General features: G+C 53.0%; 16 protein-coding genes. 6 read left to right on the forward strand and 10 right to left on the reverse strand.

Features of this window, described 5'->3' with window-relative positions; all coding sequences use genetic code 11:
* Window positions 1-97: 97 nt before the first annotated feature.
* The 3 genes from JHD74_RS22375 to JHD74_RS22385 form a co-directional block, all read right to left on the reverse strand.
* Window positions 98-1,825 (reverse strand): ABC-F family ATP-binding cassette domain-containing protein, encoded by a 1,728-nt coding sequence (locus JHD74_RS22375; RefSeq protein ID WP_199063522.1) that lies wholly within the window; start codon window positions 1,823-1,825, stop codon window positions 98-100.
* A gap of 382 nt (window positions 1,826-2,207) precedes the next feature.
* Window positions 2,208-2,438, reverse strand: a complete 231-nt coding sequence (locus tag JHD74_RS22380; RefSeq protein ID WP_024530134.1) for a helix-turn-helix transcriptional regulator — start codon at window positions 2,436-2,438, stop codon at window positions 2,208-2,210.
* 12 nt (window positions 2,439-2,450) lie between these two features.
* The gene (locus JHD74_RS22385) at window positions 2,451-3,011 is read right to left on the reverse strand and encodes a DUF2975 domain-containing protein (RefSeq protein ID WP_024530133.1); all 561 of its coding nucleotides are present in this window, start codon (window positions 3,009-3,011) and stop codon (window positions 2,451-2,453) included.
* 348 nt (window positions 3,012-3,359) lie between these two features.
* Here JHD74_RS22385 and JHD74_RS22390 point away from each other — a divergent pair, with 348 nt between their 5' ends.
* From JHD74_RS22390 to kch, 3 genes are read left to right on the forward strand one after another with little or no spacing between them, the layout of a single operon-like run.
* Window positions 3,360-5,786, forward strand: coding sequence for a DUF3772 domain-containing protein (locus tag JHD74_RS22390; protein WP_199063523.1), 2,427 nt, complete (start codon window positions 3,360-3,362; stop codon window positions 5,784-5,786).
* 13 nt (window positions 5,787-5,799) lie between these two features.
* Entirely contained in the window at window positions 5,800-6,462 is a 663-nt protein-coding gene (locus JHD74_RS22395) for a class I SAM-dependent methyltransferase (protein ID WP_199063524.1), read from the forward strand.
* A gap of 23 nt (window positions 6,463-6,485) precedes the next feature.
* A complete protein-coding gene (kch, locus tag JHD74_RS22400) occupies window positions 6,486-7,670 on the forward strand; it encodes a voltage-gated potassium channel protein (RefSeq protein ID WP_074031184.1) in 1,185 nt (394 codons plus the stop codon).
* A gap of 42 nt (window positions 7,671-7,712) precedes the next feature.
* Here the strand turns inward: kch and JHD74_RS22405 are convergent, their stop codons facing one another.
* The 7 genes from JHD74_RS22405 to JHD74_RS22435 all read right to left on the reverse strand — a co-directional run bounded on the left by JHD74_RS22405 (window position 7,713) and on the right by JHD74_RS22435 (window position 17,584).
* Entirely contained in the window at window positions 7,713-9,359 is a 1,647-nt protein-coding gene (locus JHD74_RS22405; RefSeq protein ID WP_199063525.1) for a UbiD family decarboxylase, read from the reverse strand.
* Window positions 9,356-10,930 carry a GMC oxidoreductase gene (locus JHD74_RS22410; RefSeq protein WP_199063526.1) on the reverse strand — a complete coding sequence of 525 codons (1,575 nt, stop codon included), beginning with the start codon at window positions 10,928-10,930 and terminating at the stop codon, window positions 9,356-9,358. Before JHD74_RS22410 ends, JHD74_RS22405 begins: the two co-directional genes overlap by 4 nt.
* 66 nt (window positions 10,931-10,996) lie before the next feature.
* Window positions 10,997-11,875 (reverse strand): hypothetical protein, encoded by an 879-nt coding sequence (locus JHD74_RS22415; RefSeq protein ID WP_024530127.1) that lies wholly within the window; start codon window positions 11,873-11,875, stop codon window positions 10,997-10,999.
* Window positions 11,876-11,886: 11 nt separating this feature from the next.
* On the reverse strand, window positions 11,887-13,521 hold the full coding sequence (locus JHD74_RS22420) for a ferritin-like domain-containing protein (RefSeq protein WP_199063527.1): 1,635 nt from the start codon (window positions 13,519-13,521) through the stop codon (window positions 11,887-11,889).
* A 1-nt stretch (window position 13,522) separates the two neighbouring features.
* Window positions 13,523-15,307, reverse strand: a complete 1,785-nt coding sequence (locus tag JHD74_RS22425; protein ID WP_199063528.1) for a GMC family oxidoreductase — start codon at window positions 15,305-15,307, stop codon at window positions 13,523-13,525.
* A complete protein-coding gene (locus JHD74_RS22430) occupies window positions 15,294-17,129 on the reverse strand; it encodes a GMC family oxidoreductase (protein ID WP_199063529.1) in 1,836 nt (611 codons plus the stop codon). The genes JHD74_RS22425 and JHD74_RS22430 overlap by 14 nt, the downstream gene beginning before the upstream one ends.
* Window positions 17,126-17,584 carry a sugar dehydrogenase complex small subunit gene (locus tag JHD74_RS22435; protein WP_024530123.1) on the reverse strand — a complete coding sequence of 153 codons (459 nt, stop codon included), beginning with the start codon at window positions 17,582-17,584 and terminating at the stop codon, window positions 17,126-17,128. Before JHD74_RS22435 ends, JHD74_RS22430 begins: the two co-directional genes overlap by 4 nt.
* 827 nt (window positions 17,585-18,411) lie before the next feature.
* Here JHD74_RS22435 and JHD74_RS22440 point away from each other — a divergent pair.
* The 3 genes from JHD74_RS22440 (at window position 18,412) to JHD74_RS22450 (ending at window position 21,764) form a co-directional block, all read left to right on the forward strand.
* Window positions 18,412-18,834, forward strand: coding sequence for a DoxX family protein (locus tag JHD74_RS22440; RefSeq protein WP_024530122.1), 423 nt, complete (start codon window positions 18,412-18,414; stop codon window positions 18,832-18,834).
* A 369-nt stretch (window positions 18,835-19,203) separates the two neighbouring features.
* Window positions 19,204-21,102 carry a PAAR domain-containing protein gene (locus JHD74_RS22445; protein WP_199063530.1) on the forward strand — a complete coding sequence of 633 codons (1,899 nt, stop codon included), beginning with the start codon at window positions 19,204-19,206 and terminating at the stop codon, window positions 21,100-21,102.
* Window positions 21,099-21,764 (forward strand): DUF2931 family protein, encoded by a 666-nt coding sequence (locus tag JHD74_RS22450; RefSeq protein WP_199063531.1) that lies wholly within the window; start codon window positions 21,099-21,101, stop codon window positions 21,762-21,764. Before JHD74_RS22445 ends, JHD74_RS22450 begins: the two co-directional genes overlap by 4 nt.
* Window positions 21,765-22,517: the final 753 nt, after the last annotated feature.

The following is a 22,517-nucleotide window of genomic DNA, read 5'->3' on the forward strand; positions in this document are numbered from 1 at the left end:
CCCCCCCCCCCCCCCCCCCCCCCCCCCCCCCCCCCCCCCCCCCCACACTTTTTTAGTTGGCATCGTCGGCAGCGTCAGATGTGTATAAGAGACAGGGTTAAATCAACCCAAGTTTGCCACTAATTTCCATGATCTCGCGCCGCCATTGCTGCTGCAACTGCGGCTTTTGATGCTTGGGTTTACGTGTTAAATCCTCCTCAAGTTTGTGCTCCAAAGCAACCAACGTTGCCAGCAGGTGTTCTTCATTGCTCGATATCGCAGGTGCAACGAGCAACTCACGTTCAGGGGATGCCACCAGCTCGGAATGACCGCCACCACTCAAGATGGTGTAGACGGGTAAAAGGTCGTGCCATTCGGTCAGTTGACGATCGTCTATCAACCAGTAGCGATTACAGCTTTGCTCCATCAGCGTCCGATCGTGGGTGACCAGCAGCACGGCTCCTGCAAATTGTTGCAACGTTGCGGCCAGTTCTTCCTTACCCTCCATATCCAGATGGTTGGTCGGTTCGTCGAGCAGCAACAGTGAGTAGTTGGCCAGGCTAAGCGCAACAAACAATAACCGCGAACGCTCGCCACCGCTCAGCGTAGACACTTTCTGTTGGTGGCGCAGGTAAGGGAAACCGGCACCGATCAGCGCCATTTTCCGTTGGTCTTCGGTCAGAGGCGCGAAGTGGCTCAGAGCATCGCTTAACGAGTCCTCATCGTTGAGCTGTTGCAGGCTCTGGTCGTAATAACCAATACGCACGCGAGGGTGAAAAACCACCCCCTGGCAGCTTGCTTGTTGGTATTGCTGCCAAAGGAAGTGCAGCAATGAAGACTTACCACAACCGTTACGGCCTACTAACGCGATGCGATCGCCACTTTTTACCTGAAGATGTTCCAGACTGAACAGCGCCGGCGCGGTAGGAGCAGGGCGAATGGCTAAATGCTCCAACGCCAACAGTCGATCGGCAGGCAGCGCTTCACCACTGAGCCTGAGCCGCCACTGGTTGCCTGTGCTCAAGGCGGTTTGTTGGTCCTTTAACCGAACCACCTGTTTTTCCATCTGCTTGGCTTTACGTGAGAGATCTTCGTTGTCATACACCTGGCCCCAGACTGCCAGGCGTTTGGCACTTTTCTCTACGCGGTCAATTTCCTTTTGTTCAGCCTGATGGCGGTGCTCATCAGCCAAGTCCTGCTCTTGGAGGGCGAGGCGCGCCTGCGAACAGGGTAAACGGAAATACTGCAGAGTTTTGTCACGCAGGATCCAGGTACAGTTGGTTACGCTGTCCAGTAACCGGCCGTCGTGGGAAACCAGCACGAAGCTACCGTTCCAGCCATTGAGGAATTGCTCCAGCCACAGTAGCGTCGGCAGATCCAAATGGTTACTGGGTTCATCCAGCAGCAGCAAATCTGGCTGGCGGATCAGCGCCCGAGCTAACAACAACCGGGTATGCTGGCCACCGCTCAGGGTTCCCGCTGTCAGATCCCACGCCGCTCGGTCGAATCCCAGTTCGGCGAGTAACACTTCACCTTGCCAACGTTCAGGCTGGTGTTGGTCATCAGCCAGGCCCGTGAGCACGGCTTCCAACAAGCTGCAGTGATACAAGGTTTCGGGCAGGTGTTGTTCCACCCGAGCCATCAGGCATTGGTGTGATGAGGTGACAGTACCCGTGCTGGCAGGGAGATCGCCGCTGAGAATTTTAAGAAGGGTGCTTTTGCCACAGCCGTTATGGCCGATTAAACCAATGCGGTCGCCCTTTTTCAGGCTAAAGGAAACCTCAGCCAGCAGCGGGCCGAAAGCGGTATCAATACCAACAGATTGTGCAGAAAGTAATGTCGTCATGGTGCTTACTCAAGGTTACAGGCATGCAAATGCCTATCGTCAAAAAATTGCCGACGATAACCCGGTAAGCCGGAGGGAAGAACTTTGATGTGAGTAAACTTCGCTCAAGCTTGGGTTATCGGAACACGATACCGGTAATGCTTGAGCAGCGACGATCACCAAGGTGAGGTGAGAATTTGAACCATTCACACGACAGCATAGGGGACCTCCTTTTCATAGTTTTTGGTTGATAGGTGAACGGATTATAAAGGGGATTTACGGTTTCTGCTACTGGCCTGGCAGTGGAAGGCGTAACAGGAAGGTAACCCTTAAAATCTAAACGGGCTCACCATGCAGGTGGTGCTACATGCTGCACCCGTTTAGAGAGTCAATGAGCGGCCGATCACTCATCTTCTGCGTAGATATCTGGGTCCTGAATATGTTCCAGCACGTCTCCAGGTTGGCAATCAAGATAGCGGCAGATAGCATCCAGCGTAGCAAAACGTATTCCTTTCACCTTGCCTTGCTTTAACAGCGAAAGGTTTTGTTCGGTGATGCCGGCTGCGGCGGCCAGGTCTTTGGATTTGACTTTGCGTGTGGCTAACAACACGTCTAGCCGGACGATGATCGACATAATGGGCTAACCTCACACGAACTGTTGATTTTCACAATGCAACTTGCTGGCCTGTTTCAGGATTTGTGCAATGACGGTAATACAGGCCGCAAGAAACAGGGCAACAATATTCCCTGTATCGATACCTAATGTCACCATTCGTTGGCCAACAGGCTCATGCATGGTTATCCAATAACTGAGAACAGGCTGGCACAACAACTCTAAAATCGTCCAAATGGCGACGTATTGACCCATTCTTCCCAAATGATGCGCCGCTATGCCAGAAAAGTAGGCGCGTTGACCATAGGTTTGGAACAACTTGCGTAAATGATACAACCCAAGCGCAAGTGCCAGTAGCGGCACGCTCGACAAGATAATGCCACCGGCAATTTGCCACCATGGGAAGTGCGTCAAATCAGCACCCAGGGCGCTGATTAAATCGTTTGAGATGGAGACATGAAATCCGTAGCCATCGTTGGCGGCGAGGCTTGGGAATAACCAATAGGAAGCATTAAACAGCAACATGGCGAGTAACAAGCACAACGTGATGGTGGCCATACGTTGGCTGAAGCGGGTCAGGCGATCCAATGTCATAAAAACCTCAAGTCGTTGAGTGGAAGTCGCAGTGACCTTACCTCTTCAATTATCGTAAAACAATAATAAATTATCGAAATGCGATCAGTTAATGGTTGTTTTGTTCACTAAACAACCCTGTTGAGGTTTCTCTTTGAGCGGTAAACGGTCATGGACAGAGCGCCGTGGGGGGGTAAATAGGGGTAAGTGAGGCGTTAGCTAAAATTTCTACTAACCTTCTAGGATTAATGCGCTTTTTCACTGAATAGGTTGTTATTATACTCACCGCTTATTGTTGATCAGGCGCAGTGATTTTCATCGTTTCGCCTGTTGCGTTTATCGCCAACCCCATGCTGAGCATTCACCTTTATGATCAAGTCATTACAGATTTTCCTGTTCACCTTTTTGTTGTTCGGCTTACCGCTGGCCCCGTTAGCCAATGCAGCACAGCAGGGTGCTGCTGCGGTTGAACTCAGCCCGCAGGAAATAGCGGCTTCATTGAAAAGTTATCAAAAACAGCTGGATACGATTAAACAACAGGTCTCAAAGGCGAGCTCTGATGGCCAGTTGAACAAGCTGTTTGAAGCCACGCAGGTCTTAGCCACGGACGCAGAAAAACTGACCACCGATCTGCAACCCATGCAGGTGAAGTTACAGGCACAGTTAGACGTGCTTGGCCCGCAGCCCGAACCTGGGGTAATGACCGAAACTGCCAGTGTGGTGCAACAACGCAATACGCTCAATAATGCCAAAAAACAGTTGGACGATGCCGTAAAACGCTCACAAGCCATCAGAACGGGGGCGCTCGACTTAGGTCAACAAATTACCGATCTGCGCCGTGTGGCCTTCAAATCCCAGTTGGCGTTGAATACCGGCAGTATTCTTAGTTCGCAATTCTGGTTGCCAGAGTCATCTTCACAGGTTGAGGATTTAGCTCGTCTTAATGACTTTAAGCAGCAACTGGAGCAAACCCTGGATGCCAGTTGGCAGGAGGAATGGCGCTACGGGACGATAGCGTTACTGATCCTGGCTGCGGCTTGCTGGTCTTTAGGGCGCTATTTCGTGGAGCAGTTTTTTGCCTGGGTGTGTATCCGCTATTTACCCGATGGCCGCTTGCGCCGCAGTTTTATGGCATTAATGACGGTGCTGATCACGTTGTTTGCCACCACGCTGGCGCTAAATCTGCTTATTTCTGCGTTTGATCGTGTTCAGCCGCTGACGCCTCAGGTCCAGGATTTTGCCGATGGATTTATGCAGTTGGGGATTTTCTGTGCGCTGATCGCGGGATTAGGCAGGGCGTACCTTTCGCTGAGCCGTCCATCATGGCGTCTGGCGCAGATGGATGATGCCATTGCGAGCGGCATGCGTTTCCTGTCGCCGTTATTGGCCGGATTGGCTATGGCTTTTGGCACCGTGGAACTGGTGAATAACGTGATTGGTGCCAGTCTTGGCAGCACGGTGCTAGGTAATGGCTTGGCTACCGCACTGATGGCATTAATCTTGTTCACAATACCGGTTCGGGCACGCCGTATCCGCTATAAGCTAGAGCAGCAGGGGATGCATCTGGAAAAACGCTCGGTGATTGCCGGGATAATCCATATCGTTATTGTGGTATCGGCAACCGTGATCCTGCTATCGCTGTTGATCGGCTATGTGGCTTTCGCTCGCTTCCTGACCTATCAGTTGATTTGGGTGGCACTGGTACTGATGGCGTTTTATTTCCTGGTGATCTTTGCTACCGATTTCTGTACGGTCATTTTTTCCCCTCAAACTGCCAGCGGGCGGGCGCTGAAAAAATCGCTCCACTTTAAAGATCGCCATCTTGAGCAACTGACCGTCATCTTCACGGCGTTGTGCAAATGTTCTTTGATATTGTTGATGATTGTTGCCCTGATTAATGGCTCCTTTGGCACCACCACGCCAAACTCCTTACTGCAAAAGATTGTTGCCATCCTGAGCGGTGAAGGTCTGAAGCGGCTAAATATCGTTCCAAGCAACCTGCTCAATGCGGTGGTTTGCCTGGCGATCGGTATCTATGTGCTTCGGGTCACGCAACGTTGGTTAAGCCATGAGCTGCTGCCAAAAACCATCAGTGATATCGGTATTCGCGCCTCGCTTGTTACCTTGTTCAGCAACGTCGGCTATGTGCTGCTGATCCTGATCACGCTGGCGACGTTGGGTATCCAGTGGAATAACCTGGCCTGGATCGTGAGTGCGTTATCGGTGGGTATCGGTTTTGGCCTGCAGGAAATCGTGAAGAACTTTATCTCTGGCCTGATCCTGTTGACGGAGCGACCGGTTAAAGTTGGGGATATGATCGGTATCGGCGGGGTTGAAGGGGATGTACGGCGAATCAATGTACGTGCCACCGAGATCCAACTGAGCGATCGCTCGACCATGATTGTGCCTAACTCTCAGCTAATCTCGCAGAACGTGCGTAACGCCACTATGGGGAATGCCCAAGGGGTGGTTACCGTTGCGCTGACTTTCCCCACTGATATCGACCCAGAGCAGGTACGCAACGTGTTGCTGAGTGCCTACCATGAACACGATTCCATTCTGGAAACGCCAGCCCCTTACGTTCGCTTCAGCCAGCTTGGCCCAGACGGGATTATCCTCAGCGTGACCGGTTATGTCGCCAGTCCACGCATGGTCGGCGCCACCAAGAGCGATCTGCTGTTCAATATCTTGAAGCTCCTGCGTGCCCAGAACGTTAACCTTTCCAGCCCGAAAGAGGTGGTTTTCATGAAACAACGAGCTAAAAACCTGGTTGATGAAGAAGAACATTCATCTTGATGAGGTAACACCGATGAGTCACTCAATAGCCGATAACGTCATCGGAATTTATCAACGGCATGCCGAGGCGTTTGAGCTGAAGCGGTCAACAACGCTGCTTGAGCAACCCTGGTTGGAGCGGTTTCAGAGCCTGTTACCCGACAACGGGCGGATCCTGGATATTGGCTGCGGCAACGGCACGCCGATCGCCGACTATTTTATCCGCCAGGGTTTTCAGGTGACGGGGGTGGATAGTTCGCCACCGATGATCAACCGTTGTCTGCAACGCTTCCCGGAACAGCATTGGGCAGTGGCCGATATGAGAACCTTAGCGTTAGCGGAGAAATTTGACGGGCTAATAGCCTGGGACAGTTTTTTCCATCTGACGCGTGAAGATCAGCGCCAGATGTTTAACATTTTCCGGCAACATGCCAATAGCCAGGCCGCATTGATGTTCACTAGCGGTCCCAGTAATGGCGAAGCAATAGGGACATTTGAAGGAGAAGCCCTTTATCATTCCAGCCTGGCACCGGAGGAATACAGGCAATTATTGCAAGAGCAGGGATTCCAGGTGGTCAGTATGGTGGCCGAAGATCCCGACTGTAGCGGGCATACTGTTTGGTTGGCGCAACTTGGCGAGTCATCCCTGCATCACTTTCTGCCACAGTCCGCTATAGATAGACCATCAGCCAAGTGACGGTGTTGAAAAATATGATCATAATGAAAGTCATGAGAAAGATAGAAAAATACGTACCGCCAACGTTTATCCTGGCGTTGATGGTTGCACATATTGGGTACTTGGTGCTCAGCCCGATCCTGTGGCACGGGTTGCAACATTCTCATGATTTTGCGGAGAATTTCAGCTCCTGGCAACAGGCTCTGGGCTTTCTCGACACGATGGATATTCCCCGCTTTATGATTGGCATTGTGCTGCTCTTTATGGCGGGGATGTTACTGTTAAAAACGCGTATTGCCTGGTTTTTCTCGTTACTGTTGCTCAGTTGCATCGTTATCGTAGATATCGTTATCTATAGGCAAATCACAGTGTTGGCAGGGTATTCACTTGTCACCCTATTAGGGATGCTCATCTACTGGCGCCGTTTTGACCAACGTAAGCTGGCGAGTACCAGTTTCTTTGCTGTCACCAGCATAGCCTCATTGATTGTCTACAGTATGTTAGGAACGCTGTACATTGGCGATCAATTCACCCCCGCGGTCACCGATCTGCCTACGGCGTTTTATTTTGCCGTGGTCTGCATGTCTACTGTCGGTTTTGGCGATATCATTCCGGATACCACTACTGCGCGGATGTTCACACTCACGGTGATTATCTTTGGCATTACGGTTTTTGCCGCCTCTCTGGCATCGGTTGCTGGCGTGCTAATCAGCCAAAATCTTCAACGTATTATCAAAGGGCGGTTCTCTCACATGGTTCGCAAAAATCATTATATTATTGTTGGTACCTCTTCATTGGCACTCAATGTCTATCAGGGGCTGATTGAAAGCGGCGGTAACGTGACCATTGTTTGCGAGCCAGGCAATAAGCAACATTACCCTGACCATGCGGATGTGGTTGAAGGCGATCCTTCCGCCGTTGCGACGCTGGCATTAGCCGGGGCTGAAAAGGCGAAATACATTGTTGCCTTGACCGAAAGCGATGCGGTTAACGCTTTCATCATATTGGCGGCCAAAGAGGTGGGTGGGGCAGACACCAAAACCATCACGTTGGTCAACGAAAGCCAGAATATGAACAAGATCAAACGCGTCAAACCCGATGCCGTACTCTCACTGCAGCTGTTAGGCAGTGAATTGCTGGTACGATCGCTCAACGGTGAGGTGGTTAATCACGATCTCAATATTGATGCATTTTTCAGCAACGGTGAGAGTGATAACAAGGGCAAGTAACCGGGTTATTCCCGCACCACCTAAGCGGTGCGGGGACAGTTTTTAGCGATCAAATCCCCACTCAGACCATTTGCTTTTGATTTTCTCCTGCAACGGCAGCGGATAATTGGTGGCAAAACTCAATACCTGCTCCAACGGTTGGTTGACCTGCTGTTGGATCTGCAAGCAGCTGTACGCCACCAGGCCGCCGCGCCCGCGCAGTTTGGTGGCCACATCCAGGTAAATCTGTAACCCGGTACCGTCGGAGTCGTACTGCGGATAGAGAAACACGCCTTGCACCGGGTTATTGCGCGTCGCTAATGCCCAAGTCACTTTGTTGCTGTCATCAGGGGGAATATCTTCTCCCACGATGATCAGCTTGGCGGTGGTTTTACCAATATGGTTGGTCCAGAACACTTCGGCAATCTTGTCGATAAAGGCTTTGACCGTCATGCCGGTGATTTTATGCCAGTCGTCACGTACCCGGATCACCAGCCAATGGGAAGAGGCCTCCAACGGGCTGAAACAGTCGATGATCGGCAGGCCAGACTTTTCAAAATACACTCTGGCGGTGGCAGATAAACAGAAGCAGCCGAGCATTAACGTAGAGTCGATCGGAACACCCGGAATGCAGATCGGCAAGATAGCCTCATCGCGGAAGGTCACGCAGGTGATTTTCGCCAGTGGTTTCAGGCTGGACTGGTTGGAAAGATAGCCAGGGAATTCGCCAAACGGGCCTTCAGCTACGGATTTATCCGCGCTGACATAGCCTTCGATGATGATTTCACATTCGGCAGGCACCAGCACATCGCAGGTTTCCGCTTTCACCATCTCGATGCCGTGGCCAAGGAATGCCGAAGCATAGTTGTATTCATCATGCCAGGCTGGCGGAGCCGCAGAAAGCAGCATGGTGACCGCCGGAGGCACTCCCAGCGCGATCACGAACGGGCAGTCTTTTCCCTGAGCCGTCCACATATTGTAGATCATGCCGTTATGCTGGAAAGGCAGCCACAGGCCGACAATATTGTTCTTCGAATAATGCGGGCCATTACCGTGTGGTACGCCGACCGAACTGGCGTGAGGCGGTTTTGGCGTTGGGTTATTCTGCGGCCGTGAACCGGCGATCATCGCCCGGCTGAATGACCAATTGGTCCAGGCGTCCTTATCTACCGTGTAGGCGTCTTCCGGTACAGGCTCACCCGGTGGAGTTCGCACCATGATGGCTCCGGCTGTCTGGAAATAGCGGCCGCCGTCGCCGTCGTGCAGGATAGGAGCCGGGATTTTGGTCATATCAACCTGATCGCCCACCCATTTGTTTTGTTTACATGGGGCCGTGGCCGGGTCAACCATCACTGGCGGATGCGGCTCCTGACCGATGGCATCCAGAAAGGCATCCTGGATCTCCAGCAACTGAGCATCGTCCGGTAAACCTAGCATCAGCGCCAGACGCTGCCAGCGCTTGCCCGGTACGCGGCTGACCGTCGGGCCCATTTCTGCCGCCCGAAAACCGGGGGCGCCCTTTACCTTGCTAAACAGCGGCATCGGGCTTTCCGTTTCGCAGGCGTGGCGCAGAATAGCACCAATCTCCAGATACCAATCCACCTCGTCGGGGATCGCCACCACTTCTCCCTTGCTGGCCAACAGTTCCAGATAGGCGCGGTACGATTTGGGGACTTTCTGCACATCAATTTTCAGTTTACGTCGCTTCATTGATTTTGATCCTGATGTGGGCCACTGAGTTCATCGGCCAGGGCGAATGACTGGGCTACGCCGGTCAGCGTTGGGTTCCATGAGCCAGGGCGGGGGAACAGCATGCTGCCCAGGCCATAAACGTTCGGGTAACGGTGCATCTGACCGTTGAGGGCGGTGACCGAGGTTGCAGGATCGCCGCCCATCCACAGGGTGCCCGCCTCGTGCACTAACCCCTGATTGCGGATATTGTCCGGCGGCGATTTTTCCCAGGTAAAGCTGCCGTCAGGGTTATTGTGCTGGTACTCAAGTGGGGCATCTCCAGCTAGGGCGTACATCACGTCATAGGTGGTTTTATCCATCGCATCCCAGAATTGACGGTCGGTTTCCTTCATCTGGATATACACTTCGGCCTCACCCAGCGGGTTGGTCGTGACGTAATTCCACGAGTTTACCGAGCGTTCCCCGAGGAACTCCCCCATGGAATGCAGCATGATCACCACGTAGTCAGGATCCTGATAGGTGGCAACGGCTTCTGGTGAAGAAGCATCTGGCAGGATGCGGTACAACACGTCGTAGCTTTCCGCCGGTTGTGGGTTATGGACCACGCTGATGTGGGTGTGCATCAGGCGGTTGGTGGTTTTATCGATACCGGGCAGGTAATAGGCCACGGTTTGCAACTGGTTGGTTAATACCGGCAGGCTGCTGGCGGGGATACGGGCTGCCAGCCAGGAACGGATATGACCGCACAGGTTTTTTCCCACCAGTTTATCGTCAGGGAAAGACTTGGTGAGGATAAACCCGGCTTCCAGCGTGTTGCAGGCCAAAATCACCTTGGCATTGCCGACGCTTAGTGAGCCATCTTTAGTAATGATTTCTGTGACAACGTCACCTTCTGCAATCAGTTTCTCCACTTCGGCATTGACCACCACCTTGAGTGAGGCGTAAGCCTGCACATCATTCACCAGTACCGAAATGGGCGAGAACTTGGCCCAATCCTCTGGTGCCACTCCCTGGCCAGTTGCCATGGCTGAGTCCAACGCGCTCGGGCTTGGCTGCGGCTTGGCTCCACTGATATTGGCCAACTGCGAGAACAGGCGCTCACCCATAAAGCGATTTAGTGACTGGTTGCGATTGCCGGGGATCTCCAGGGAGTAGCGCCGCCCCATAAATTCGCCGGTGGGATACCACTGATTATCCAGGCGCTCGATCGCCTGCGGTGGCCATTCCGGCATTTCGCTGCTATCGGGTTGCGGTGTCCAGGCGTTCCAAAACAGCGCGCGACCGCCCACATAAGGGATCTGCGGCATAAAGTTAAGGCTGAGCTTCATATCGGCAGAACCATGATACGTCCATGGACGGATACCCACGCTGGTATTGAGTTTGATGTAGGCCGGTGGAATGTTCTGAATATGGTCGGGGATCAGATAGTCACCTTTCTCCAGCACCAGAATTCGGGCATGGGGATTATGTTGCAGCACCCGGTGGGTAAAGCTGGTGCCATAGGCACCGCCACCAATCACGATATAGTCAAAAGACTGCCCCTTGACCTGGGCAAAGCGGGAAAAGTAGATATTGTCGACTTCACTCATAGTTGGCTCCCGGAACGTGGCATGCGAAAAATCATCCCCGCCCCGAACCGGCGGCGGGGCAAACGGCTATGGGTAATAGGCGCGGCTTTGAATGGCCGCCGGGGCTGAGTTGAGGGTTTGCACTGCCACAGGGGCGCAACCACCGATCAACTGCTCCAGATCTTTACGCATGGGGTGGCTGCTGGTACCCAGCACCAGTTTTACCGCCTCAGCGTGGCCGCCATTGAGGAAATAGGTATCCATCGCCTGCAGGATGTTCCAGCGGCAACCGATCAGTTTGTTATCGTGAACGCCGTATTCGGTAATTGGCGAGATGTTGCCCGGGATCGCCTTGATGCCCAAGGTGTTGACGATGCAGGTGAATATCGCGGTGTTGGCATCCTTTGGGTCGTCCACCCGGAAGCCCCAGGTTTCTACCCACTCGGGTTGATAGACCGCAGAGTTGGTCCGCACCGGATTTTGTGAGGCTAAATTGACCTTGAAAGTGGTCTGGAATTTAGGCTCACCAAACAGCTGCTCACCGGCGGCGATGGCGATAGGGGCATCGCAAGGCACCCAGACGCGATGGTTACCGTACAGCTTGGTTTGATCGCCGTCTTGAATAAATTCCTCATAGCCAATCGGAGCCAACTGGTCTTTACGGTGCTCGGGATAGGCAACAATGTTGAGCTCCAGCTCCTGGGTGATCGCTGCACCGCTGCTGCCCCATTGCTCCGGCGGGGTATTGATGCCAGAGGCAAACTGCCCAGCGTACAATTGGAAGTTAAAGCTCACCATCGCCTTATCGCCAAACCGCGCCGCGCTAAGCCCGGTTCCCTGCAAATAAGGTTCCACGCGGCTCAGCGGCACCAGATAATACACGCCAACGTTGGTCAGTGAGGCGTAGTAGAACGGCATGGTGAACGGCGTCGGGATGCTGGGTAAATCATTTTGCTGATTAGACATGTGCGTGGTTCCTACTGTTGTTGGGATTGAGGTTTGGCCGAGTGTGGGCAAGCCGCCGGTACCGGATAAGGCGCGGCCTTCAGCGCCGAAAGAATATTCAGTGGGTTGAAGTACTGACGCATCAGGGTGATTTGATGTTGTTCATTGAATTGATAACGGATCGCCCAGTCGTAGCGATAGGGCACGCGGCCGCATTTGGTCGTGCCTTGTTCGCCACCGTAGGACATTGCCTGATCGCCGCTGAAGAAGGATTTCTCGACGCCCGCGCTGCCAAAATTCACCGTTGCACCGAGCAGTGTCCAAAAACGGGTAAACCCTTCGTGGCCGTAGAACACCCCCAGATAGGGGCATTCGCTGGGGCCGGAGATATCCCAGATCACCTCGTCAGTCATGCAGGAGAGTGCCAACTGCAGGTTACCGGTGGAATAGGCTTGCTGCAGTTGATCCAGAGTGGCCTCATTGCTGGCACTAGCACTAGCACTAGCACTGTCGGTTACGGTTGCTGCTGCGGTGGCCGGAGCAGCCATGAACACCTGTTTACCCAGCGGCTGGCGGTTAGCCACGCTGTACTCAAACGTGGGAGCGCAGTGGAATAATTCCTTGCCGGGGAAAGGGTTGGCGGTGATGGCCCGGAAGTCATCCCGCAACGCGCACATCGCCACCACGGCGGCCATCAACTTGTCTGGGGCACCGGTAAATGCAGCCTGCAGGTCGCCGAGTAACTGACAGTAACGCTGGTTAAAACGGATGATGGCGTCACGAACTTCACCTGGTGGATAATCATTGACCTTGGCGTTGCTGTCGATCAGCACGCTTTTCCCCCACGGCACCGGGAACGGCTCGCCGGTAGGGCCACTGGCCACGTTATCGCCTTTTTGATACAGCCGTTCATTGTAGATCTGGCTAAAACGGAAATAGTGGGCCAACTCATCTTCATCCACGACCCAGATATTATTTTCTGTGCCTTCACCCTGATCGGTAATCAGTTTCATGGCGGCTATCGCAGTCTTCAGATCGTTTACTTTCAGTACGTTGCCTCCGCCGCCGTAGTAGAAGACATCTGGCGGGATCTGGCGCTGAGGATCGCCGCAGAAAATCGCCTGTTCTCCATGGGTTTCCACCGCCGCCCGCAGCCGCGATTCAACGTAAAGATAAAACTCACCGATGGTCATATCGCTGGGGACTTCATTGGCGATGGCGCGAGGGCGGACATCTTTCGGATGCTCGATCACCATGCCCTGGAAGATGCCGTTTTTTGAGAAGCCGTACAGATTCACTTCAATATCATCAATATCGTAAGGCAGACGTGCGGGATAACTGGGCAAGAAGTCGGGCGAATCGACCGCAGGCGTACCGCCGATGGCGTTGAGCAGGTTGGCCGTCAGGGTGAAGTGCAGCATCTCTTCAACTACGATTGAACGCAGGCTTTCGATGATACGCCAGTCCACGTCGTCATCCAGGGTATAGAGCATCGTCAAATAAGGGGGAATGGTGGCATGTTCCAGCCGCATGGCGTTCTGCAGCAGATCGCGCAGTTCGTTCAGATCCTGCGCCAGGCTTTTTTCGTCGGCAAACTGCACATAGCCGAGTTGGGCAAACGAGGTTTCAGCAAGTTGGAAGGTCTTGGCTTTTGCGGTCATATTCATATCAATGTTTCCGTCCGAGTATGTGGTCGGCAGTGGCGAAGGTCAGGGCCGTCATAGTGAGCGTGGGGTTTGAGGTACCCAGCGTTGGCATGCTGCCGCAGCCAATAACGTAAAGGTTGGGGTGATCCCAGCTTTGCTGGTGCCGGTTGACTACCGAGTTTTCTGGCCGCGTTCCCATCCGGTGAGTGCCTGCCACATGGCCAACGCCTGCCCAGATGTAACCGTTACCTTGCCAGGTAAAATAGCCGGGGTTGTCCGACGGGTAGTGGGTGAAATCCTTGATACCCAGCTGGCTGAACAGGCTGCTGGCTACTTCGCGGCCAAACGCCATGCCACCCTGGCTGTAGTCATCCACGTTGTAGTGGATCACTGGCCGGTAATTGCCGAGCGGATCACGCCAGCGATCGTCGATGGTGACGCGATTGGCGGCATCCGGCAGCTGTTCGGTCATCATATCCAGGCGGATTTGCCGGGGCAGCACTTGCCCAAGACGCTGGCGTAACGCCTTGCCATACAATCGCTCGTCATCCACCATATCCACCGTGCTGTCCACCGGCTCGTTGCGTGGCCAGCTCCAGCCCCAGTTGCCGATCTCCAGCACAAATGCGGCGCGTTCGCGGCGGAATTCGCCCCCCCGGTAGTTCACCAGCGTTGACGTCAAACCCGGCCCACGAAATGCGCCTATCGCTTCCGGCGCTAACCCCCAGGACAGGATGGCGGGGTGATCCATCAGATTGCGCCCCAGCTCACCGCTGGACTGACAGGCCTGTGATGCCTGTAATAACACGGCATTTTCGATGGCATTGGCGGCCAGAATAAACAGCTCGCCGTGTAAGGTGATCGGCTCAAAGTCATGGCTGCTGTCGTTCTTCCACACCTTGCAGTCCAACGCACTGATATGACCCGTCTCTGGCGAGATATGCAGACGAGAGGCAACCGCCTGGATCAACAGATCGGCATCCGTTTCCACCAGGGTTTTTAATGCGTTGTAACGAGCCTGGATCGGGCAGATAGGAATACAGCTGGAGTTGCCCATACATCGGCGACCCACTGCCGGATTATCCACTGCACCACGCGGGGTATAACCTGCATTGGGCACGCTGTTTCTGGCTTGCGGGATAGAACGGATCTGGGCTTTGTCTGCCGTACCGGGTAATTCGGCCTGTGACAATCCGGCGATCATCCAGCGATCCAGATAGCTTTGGGGGATTTTTTGCATCGGGTACTGATAGCCTGGTGCAAAATAGATGCCGTGGTATTGCTGATCCTGCACATCGGCGGAAACCCCAATTTCCAGTTCAGCGCGTTGATAATACGGCAGCAATTCTTCATAGCTCAGCGGCCAGTCCACGCCACGGCCAAACAACGTGGCCATGGCAAAATCCTCAGGCAACATCCGTGGACAACTGCCGAACCAGTGCAGCGAAGTGCCACCCAGCCGGCGGGTATAGTTACTTTCAAAGGGATAGGGACCCATCTGCACGAAATACCCTTTGTGCGAAGGTTTCCCCGGCGTGATGGGTTCAACGTCAGTCACTTCTGGCTGTGGTGCGTTGGGCGAGTTGGGATAGGGCGCGTTAGGCGTTTTTGCCACTGCCTGCATAAAGGTTTGCACATGATCCAGGTGCTGGCCAAAGCTGTCGTTACCCGTCCCGGCTTCGACGATCAGCACCCGGCGGCCAGCGCGGGTCAGCTGCTTGGCCATGATACAACCGGCAAATCCTGAACCTACGATCACCGCATCATAGGGTTGGGCGGTGGCTTGCTGCCAATCAATCTGCCGCATGATGCCCCCTGTTCAGATCCTGCAGGATGTTGTGCGCAGCCCAACAGGTGAGCGCCGACATGGTTAGCGTTGGGTTTGAGGTACCCATGTTGATCATGTTGCCGCAGCCTACCAGATAGAGGTTGGGGTGCTCCCAGGTGCGCTGGTCCTTATTCACCACGGAGCTTTCTGGTGCCCCCCCCATGCAGTGGGTTCCGGCAAAATGCCCGGCACCGTTAAAGGTGAGGGTTCTGCCGTCTGGGCAGACGAAGGCTCCAGCATCCTCTTTTGAGTAGGACGAGTAGTTCTTGATATCGGCCTGGTCGAAGATTTTCATCGACATATCGTAAGCGCTGGCGAAACCGGCTCGGGTATAGGGCGATAAATCGTAGTGAATAACCGGGCGGTAGTTACCCATTATGTCTAGATAATTCGGATCGATGGTGACGCGGTTATCGTACTCCGGCAACTGTTCCACCAGGATGCCGAAGCGGAATTGACGTGAAACCTGGTCTTCGAGCCTTTCACGTAACTCTTTACCGTGCAGTTGCTCCTCGTCTACCAGGGTGATCACATCCTTCGACGGTGCCTGAGCTGGCCACAGCCAACCGTCGTTGCCCATTTCGAATCGATACGGTGCATGGTGTTTACGGAAGCTGCCACCGCGGAGATCCTCGATGCCGGAGGTCGCTAATGGGCCACGTAGCGGCCACAATGGCGTTTTCTTGGTTAGGCCCCATGTCAGCAACTCCGGGTGATCCATCAGATGGCGGCCAACCAGATCGTTGCCTTTACAGGCACCGGAGGCCAGTAATAGCACTGCGTTGGCGACAGCGTGGGCGGCGAGCACATAGCGTTTGCCCCGCACCGTATGCAGGCTGTAGGAATCATCCCCCGGATAGCGATAGTGTTTTAACTGAACGCCGTTGATCGCCTTACTGTGTGGGTCGATATCCAATTGGAATGCCACGCTCTGCAACACGATATCGAGCTTTTCGTGGTTGGCGGTGTTCAGTGTTTTCAGTGCATTATATTTGGCCTGAATAGGGCAGATAGGCACGCAACTGGAGTTACCCATGCAGCGGAGGCCCACTTTGTCGTTACCCACGGCACCTTTTGGGGTATAGCCCCGGCCCTGATCGTAAGCACTATTGGGAACGCTATTGCGTGAGGCGGGCGTTCCGCGCACTTTCAGTGTGTAAGATTTGCCGTCATCTTCCACCTGCATGCCATCAATGCGGCTGGCCAGTTGTTTGTCACTCCAACTTGCAGGCAGACCGTGCATTGGGTAGACATAATCAGGCGGGAAGGTGACACCAAGATAGGACTGTTCTTCCACATTGGCGGAAACCCCAAGCTCCAGCTCAGCCTTGCGATACCACGGCTCCAGTTCCTGGTAATCGATCGGCCAATCGATACCCACGCCATACAGCGACTTCAGGCGAAAATCCTCTGGTAGCATGCGCAGCGAGGTCCCGAGCCAGTGCAGGGTAGTGCCCCCCAGATAGCGGGTGTAGGTCGAACTGAATGGCAGCGGCCCTCGCTGGACAAAGTAACCTTGGTCGTTCGGCGTTTTGGTAACATCGGTTTCCAGCGGTTCGCGGGCGTTTGGGTTATCAGGGTAGGGAGCATTGGGGATTTTGATGGTGGCAGTATAAAAGGTGTTGAGGTAGTCCAGATAGCCTTGATAATCCGTCCCCACGCCGGTACCAGCCTCGACGATCAGGCAGCGCTTTCCTGCCTGCGTCAGGGTTTTGGCAACGATGGCACCGGAGATCCCACCTCCCACGATCACCACGTCGTACTCGTTCTTTTCTGCTTGTTCAGGGCTGATGATATTCATAATTTCACCACCGTGGAGGAGGTTACCGGTGGTTCAGACCAGGCACCAAAGCCTTGTTGTTTGGCACCTTGCGGGTGGGCATGGATCGCATCCCACACCAAGCCCTGTTGATAGCTGTTAGCACTGGGGATCTGGGTATCATTCGGGTTGTCTGGCGAATACCACTGGCCCAGGTACCACAGTTTGATAATGCTGGTCACCAACGTTGATAATTTTTCTGAACCCAACAGCCGGGTTTCTACAAATGACGAGTGCTGTGCAGCATCTGCCGGGAGTTCACCGTAGGTCGCCAACAATGTGGCAAAACGTTCTGCCGCGTGCGTTTGTACCCAGTCATAATAAAAGGCTGCCTGGCCAGTACCGAGTAACTCAAAACGGTCAAAACCGGTTAATAAACGAGAAAGATCGATAAATTGCTGTAGTGCTGCATCGGATGCAAGTTGTTCATCGCTCATAAGGTGCTGCCTGTATAGGGTTTTATTATGGCGGCCGTATTACCACCGCCGGGAATAATCAATAAAACAGGTTGCATTTATCGTTTTATTTATTGCTATGGATTAATAGGTGTATTAATCCCTGAGCCTCCAGTAACGTGGATGTTCATGATTTCTTGTTTTTTAGGCGCACTAAAAAGTACGCTATTGTAAAAACAATAACGGTAATTTAACTCATTGTAACCTTTTGAATTGGAACGAATAGTGTTTACCACGCGTAGGTAAGACCACCGGTGGTGGCGAACAGTTACGTGAGGTTCACAACGTTTACTTCCCGGGCTAATTATATTAGCGGTGAATTGCTATGCTAAATAAAATGAAATACACATAGCGGGCCAACATTGCGCAGGCGAGTGGCATCTCATTAAAATAAAAGCTCATTCAGAATGTTACAGGTAAAGTACGTGGTTAAGTTTTTTATTTCACTTAATCCACCACATTCTTGAGAGTGTAATAAATATGGTATGAGAGGCCATATTCCGCAAGCTTAAGCATTAATAAAGTATTTAATGATATATAATTCCCATGAGTGCGAGATATTTTGCTGCCAAAGACACCATGACAGCATAAAATACCAATTTTTAACATTTACCCCCTATAGATAGAAAGATAATTCTTTACAAGCTTACTATAACGCCGCGATCTAAGGAGGCAGGCATGCAGGTGGCGTTGGTTTTTATGAAAGCTAATTTAATGTGTTAGATCAAAGTTTACTGCGAATTTCGTTGTAAAAATACAACTTAGGATTAGATTGATTGCGATTATCATTAACTTTTAATGGGTGCAACATGGTGAATTGGTTTAATCGTGTCATGGATCGTCCGGATCTGGGCAAGCTGGTCCTGCGTTTGGCGTTCAGCATTATGATGATATTCCATGGGTGGCATAAACTGATCGGCGGCATCGATTATATCCAGGGATTGCTGACTCAGCATGGGCTGCCAGGATTTATCGGTTACGGCGTTTTCCTCGGCGAGTTAGTGGCTCCTCTGTTGATTATTTTGGGGATTTTTACCCGCCCGGCGGCGTTGGTGTTTTCATTTACCATGCTGGCGGCTTACCTGCTGATCGATCCCGGCAAGGCGCTGATGCTGACAAAGGTTGGGGCCTGGGGAGCAGAAGATATGGCGGTGTATTTCTTTGCCGGGCTGGCCATCGCCTTCCTTGGCAGTGGTCGCTATTCGGTAATGAAGGATCCGAACTGGCGTTGAGGTAGGGAAGTCGGTATCGATAGGGACACACACCGTGGCATTCCGGAGCTGAATGCCACTTCAATATTTCTCAACATTAATACTTGGCTTTTCAGCGCGAACACAATTCACCAACTGGTATAGCTCCAGTGAAAGCCCGATTGCTCTCTCTGTAAGAACCCGTGTGAGACAGGCCGATGAAACACATTGGCGCCGATTTCAGGATGTTGACGTTTAACATGCTGGTGTCCACTGGCTTCTTCAAATTGGTCAATTTTTGACAGCTTGTCGTAGAGAGTTTAGTCTGGTTCCGGATGCAACCCTTAATAAAACATGGAGTAATGTCATGGAAGAGGCTGACAAAGAGGCTCGCAGGATATGAGCAGAGGAATGAACTACCAGGGAATATCGGTCATTTGCCAGGGCGATACCACCACCACAGGGGGGCGGGTATTGGAGGGCGTTCTGGGAAATCGTTACACATGTGATGGTATTCCTGTCTCGCTGAAAGGGCATAAGGTTTCTTGTCCGGCTTGCGGGAAAGTGGGGGTTATTGCCGAAGGGGAAGTAAACTTAAGTTTTTATGGTGTACCAACGGCACTTGACGGCCATCGTGTGGCATGTGGTTGTCCGGCTGGTAGCCATCGTCTAGTTGCGAGCAGTCAACCGCTTTCGGTTGCCCCATCCATATCTCCGCGCTCACTGCTGATGAATAGCGGACAGGCAGCGGAGCCAGCGCAGTATGCTCAGAGTGCAAAGAAACAGGCAGTAGAACCAGAGCAGCACGCGCAGGCGGCCAAAAAGGAAAGGCAGAAGCGGGAAATTACCCTGACCATCGGGGTATTCTTCGACGGCACCGGCAATAATGCGGATAATACCGCAGCCAGCCTTGATGCCTGCTCCGGAGAGCATTTTGGGATGAACAATGCCGATGCTCAGTCAGCTTATTTCCAGTGTGTCCAGCTAAAAAGCGGACACAGCGGCTTCGCGGCAGGAAGTCATCTCGGTTATTACACCAATGTGCACTGGCTTAATATTCTGTATAACCAAAAACTCACTGCCGATACGGGATACGGCCAGCGCGCAATTTATATCGAGGGGATTGGTACGGAAAGCGGGGAAGGCGACAGTACTTACGGGATGGGCACCGGCAGGGGTAACACTGGCGTAGTGAGAAAAACCGATAAGGCAGTTGCTATGCTGGTTGCTGCTATCAAAGGTTATCTGGATAACCTGCCTGACGCCAGTTCCTGCATCATCAAAGAATTGCAGTTTGATATTTTCGGGTTCAGCCGGGGAGCTGCTGCGGCACGGCATTTTGCCAACCGGGTATTCAGTCAGGATCAGGCTATTATCACTGCCATTAAGGCCGGTCTGGGAGGTATTGAGTTCTCAGGCACGCCCGGTGGTAAAACCCGTTTTCTGGGGATATTTGATACGGTGGCTGGCATCGGTACCCCGGTCAACGGGTTCAATCCGCACAGCGCCGATACGGGCGAGGTGAATATTGTGCTGCGTCCGGGTGTGGCCGAGAGGGTTTTTCATATCACCGCACAGCACGAATGCCGGTTTAACTTTGCGTTGAACAGCGTGAAGCCTGCGTGGCCGGAACTGGCTTTGCCAGGTGCGCACTCTGACATTGGTGGCGGTTACAACCCTGACGAGTACGAAGCCTATTTCATTACCCGTCCACAGTTTGAAACCGTGCCCTTTTCCACACCTGATACGAACACGCGAGTTTATCAGCAGTCCTGTGAGCAGCTCAGTGCGATGGATACCTGGCCAGCGATTGCCTCTTTGTTGCAGGCATTGGAGATTAACATTGATACCTGGCACGACGAGCGGATGCCAGCCGATCGCTACGGCATTCCGCAAAAACGCAGCGGGGCGGCAGCGGTCATTGAGCGCCCGACGCGCAACGACTGGTCGAGGGTGGTGCTGCGGGTAATGATCGATGCTGCGCAGGATGCAGGCGTGGTATTCGATCCTATATTACCTAAAGACGATAATCTGTCACTGCGAGCTGATCTGAACAGCCTGTGTGAAAAAGCAATTGTGATGGGTCGCGCGGTAAGGAATGGGGCATCTGCTCCCGGATTCACTAGTCGGGAAATCGAAATGCTGGCGGAGAAATATATCCATTGTTCAGCCAACTGGAACAGCGTGGTCAGAGACGGTGAGGGGATGATAGCTGGGGCAGTCAAACCGGCGAAGCTGGTAACCTTTACTAACCGTCCTGACGAAAGCTGGCAGAGAACGGTATACGATATGGATGGAAATAAAATATGAAAATAATCCGTTTAGCGGGGCTTCTTCCGGTACTGCTGCTGGCGGCGTGCCACAGTCACAGTGCGGGCAAGCCCGAGGCTTCTGTCCAAAACGATGTGCCCACCGAGTGGAAGTTTAATTTTTTCACGCCCAAGGCGCTACCCGCACTGGTAACGTTTGTCGCTATCCTTGATGCTAACGGAACTGATTACCGGTTTAATACGCTGGACAGCACCCCGGACCTGGATAAAGTCATCGGTAATTGGAATGATACCGATCGAGCACCCGGAGGGCACTGGAATCACGTTAAACATCCCCCCAGGCATATTCTTTTTTGCTGGGACTCGGTGATTGATAAAAGAGTATATGAAACTCGCCTGACATTGTCTGACACCGTTGTGGAGAAGATGCGCAATCCCAGCGTATATAAGGATTATCAGGGTAATATCGGGTATTACGACAACATACAAATTGGTCTGGCTCCAGGAGGTAAGGTTGCAGTCTGGCTACGAGGTATCGGTAGTCAGCCTAATTATCGCGTGACGCCATCAGTCTTAAAGACCGTGTCCGGGGATAAATTAGAGCTTTGCAAAGGGATAACACGGTTTTCTAACGGCTATGAATATGGGGAAAATACTGAGAGTTTTATCAAAGGGAAAACCTACCCCTACGGCAATTGGTAGCAGACATTGTACCTAATCCGTTTGGCGGGACTTCTTCCGGTACTGGTGCTGATGGTGTGCCACGGTGCGGGCCAGCCCCAGGAGGCTTCTGTCCAAAACGATGTGCCCACCGAGTGGAAATTTAATTTTTTCATGCCTCAGGTGCAGCCTAAGTATCATCACTGTCTTTATCTGAAGCTCACCTTGGGTCTTTCCTTCTTTTGAGCTATTACGCAGGAAACTGGTAGGCTCAGCTATCGACTTTGTTCGATCCTTGCCAGCCAACTGAAAATGAAGAACAAGCTTTGTCGGTTGTATCAGCGGCTTTCCTTGGATGAGATTTGGTACTGAAAAGTCAGGTTAGAGCATGGGGGGGGACTGGCCACGTGAGTTTTTGACCAGGGCCATGAAGACCAGTGACAGTAGCAGATAGCCAGATTCCACGTATCGTTACCTTGGTGCGCATAATGTTTTGAAATGTTAAATGACTGCACGAAGTGCGGACATTTAGCCTTGGGCACCGAACTGTCAGGCAACAAGTATTTTGCTGAACTGACAGGCACTGAAGTCACAGAAGCGTCCTTGTTGTGTGTTTTTGGTCTGTCTCTTATACACATCTGACGCTGCCGACGATGCCAACTAAAAAAGGGGTTGGGGGGGGGGGGGGGGGGGGGGGGGGGGGGGGGGGGGGGGGGGGGGGGGGGGGGGGGGGGGGGGGGGGGGGGGGGGGGGGGGGGGGGGGGGGGGGGGGGGGGGGGGGGGGGGGGGGGGGGG

This window comes from Serratia sp. ASV30 (assembly GCF_016428815.1).
GTDB lineage: Bacteria > Pseudomonadota > Gammaproteobacteria > Enterobacterales > Enterobacteriaceae > Chania > Chania fonticola_C.

Bases quoted from the DNA above. Each gene is read 5' to 3' on its own strand.
- JHD74_RS22375 (WP_199063522.1), bottom strand. From the start codon at position 1,825: ATGACGACATTACTTTCTGCACAATCTGTTGGTATTGATACCGCTTTC.
- JHD74_RS22380 (WP_024530134.1), bottom strand. From the start codon at position 2,438: ATGTCGATCATCGTCCGGCTAGACGTGTTGTTAGCCACACGCAAAGTC.
- JHD74_RS22385 (WP_024530133.1), bottom strand. From the start codon at position 3,011: ATGACATTGGATCGCCTGACCCGCTTCAGCCAACGTATGGCCACCATC.
- JHD74_RS22390 (WP_199063523.1), top strand. From the start codon at position 3,360: ATGATCAAGTCATTACAGATTTTCCTGTTCACCTTTTTGTTGTTCGGC.
- JHD74_RS22395 (WP_199063524.1), top strand. From the start codon at position 5,800: ATGAGTCACTCAATAGCCGATAACGTCATCGGAATTTATCAACGGCAT.
- kch (WP_074031184.1), top strand. From the start codon at position 6,486: ATGAAAGTCATGAGAAAGATAGAAAAATACGTACCGCCAACGTTTATC.
- JHD74_RS22405 (WP_199063525.1), bottom strand. From the start codon at position 9,359: ATGAAGCGACGTAAACTGAAAATTGATGTGCAGAAAGTCCCCAAATCG.
- JHD74_RS22410 (WP_199063526.1), bottom strand. From the start codon at position 10,930: ATGAGTGAAGTCGACAATATCTACTTTTCCCGCTTTGCCCAGGTCAAG.
- JHD74_RS22415 (WP_024530127.1), bottom strand. From the start codon at position 11,875: ATGTCTAATCAGCAAAATGATTTACCCAGCATCCCGACGCCGTTCACC.
- JHD74_RS22420 (WP_199063527.1), bottom strand. From the start codon at position 13,521: ATGAATATGACCGCAAAAGCCAAGACCTTCCAACTTGCTGAAACCTCG.
- JHD74_RS22425 (WP_199063528.1), bottom strand. From the start codon at position 15,307: ATGCGGCAGATTGATTGGCAGCAAGCCACCGCCCAACCCTATGATGCG.
- JHD74_RS22430 (WP_199063529.1), bottom strand. From the start codon at position 17,129: ATGAATATCATCAGCCCTGAACAAGCAGAAAAGAACGAGTACGACGTG.
- JHD74_RS22435 (WP_024530123.1), bottom strand. From the start codon at position 17,584: ATGAGCGATGAACAACTTGCATCCGATGCAGCACTACAGCAATTTATC.
- JHD74_RS22440 (WP_024530122.1), top strand. From the start codon at position 18,412: ATGGTGAATTGGTTTAATCGTGTCATGGATCGTCCGGATCTGGGCAAG.
- JHD74_RS22445 (WP_199063530.1), top strand. From the start codon at position 19,204: ATGAACTACCAGGGAATATCGGTCATTTGCCAGGGCGATACCACCACC.
- JHD74_RS22450 (WP_199063531.1), top strand. From the start codon at position 21,099: ATGAAAATAATCCGTTTAGCGGGGCTTCTTCCGGTACTGCTGCTGGCG.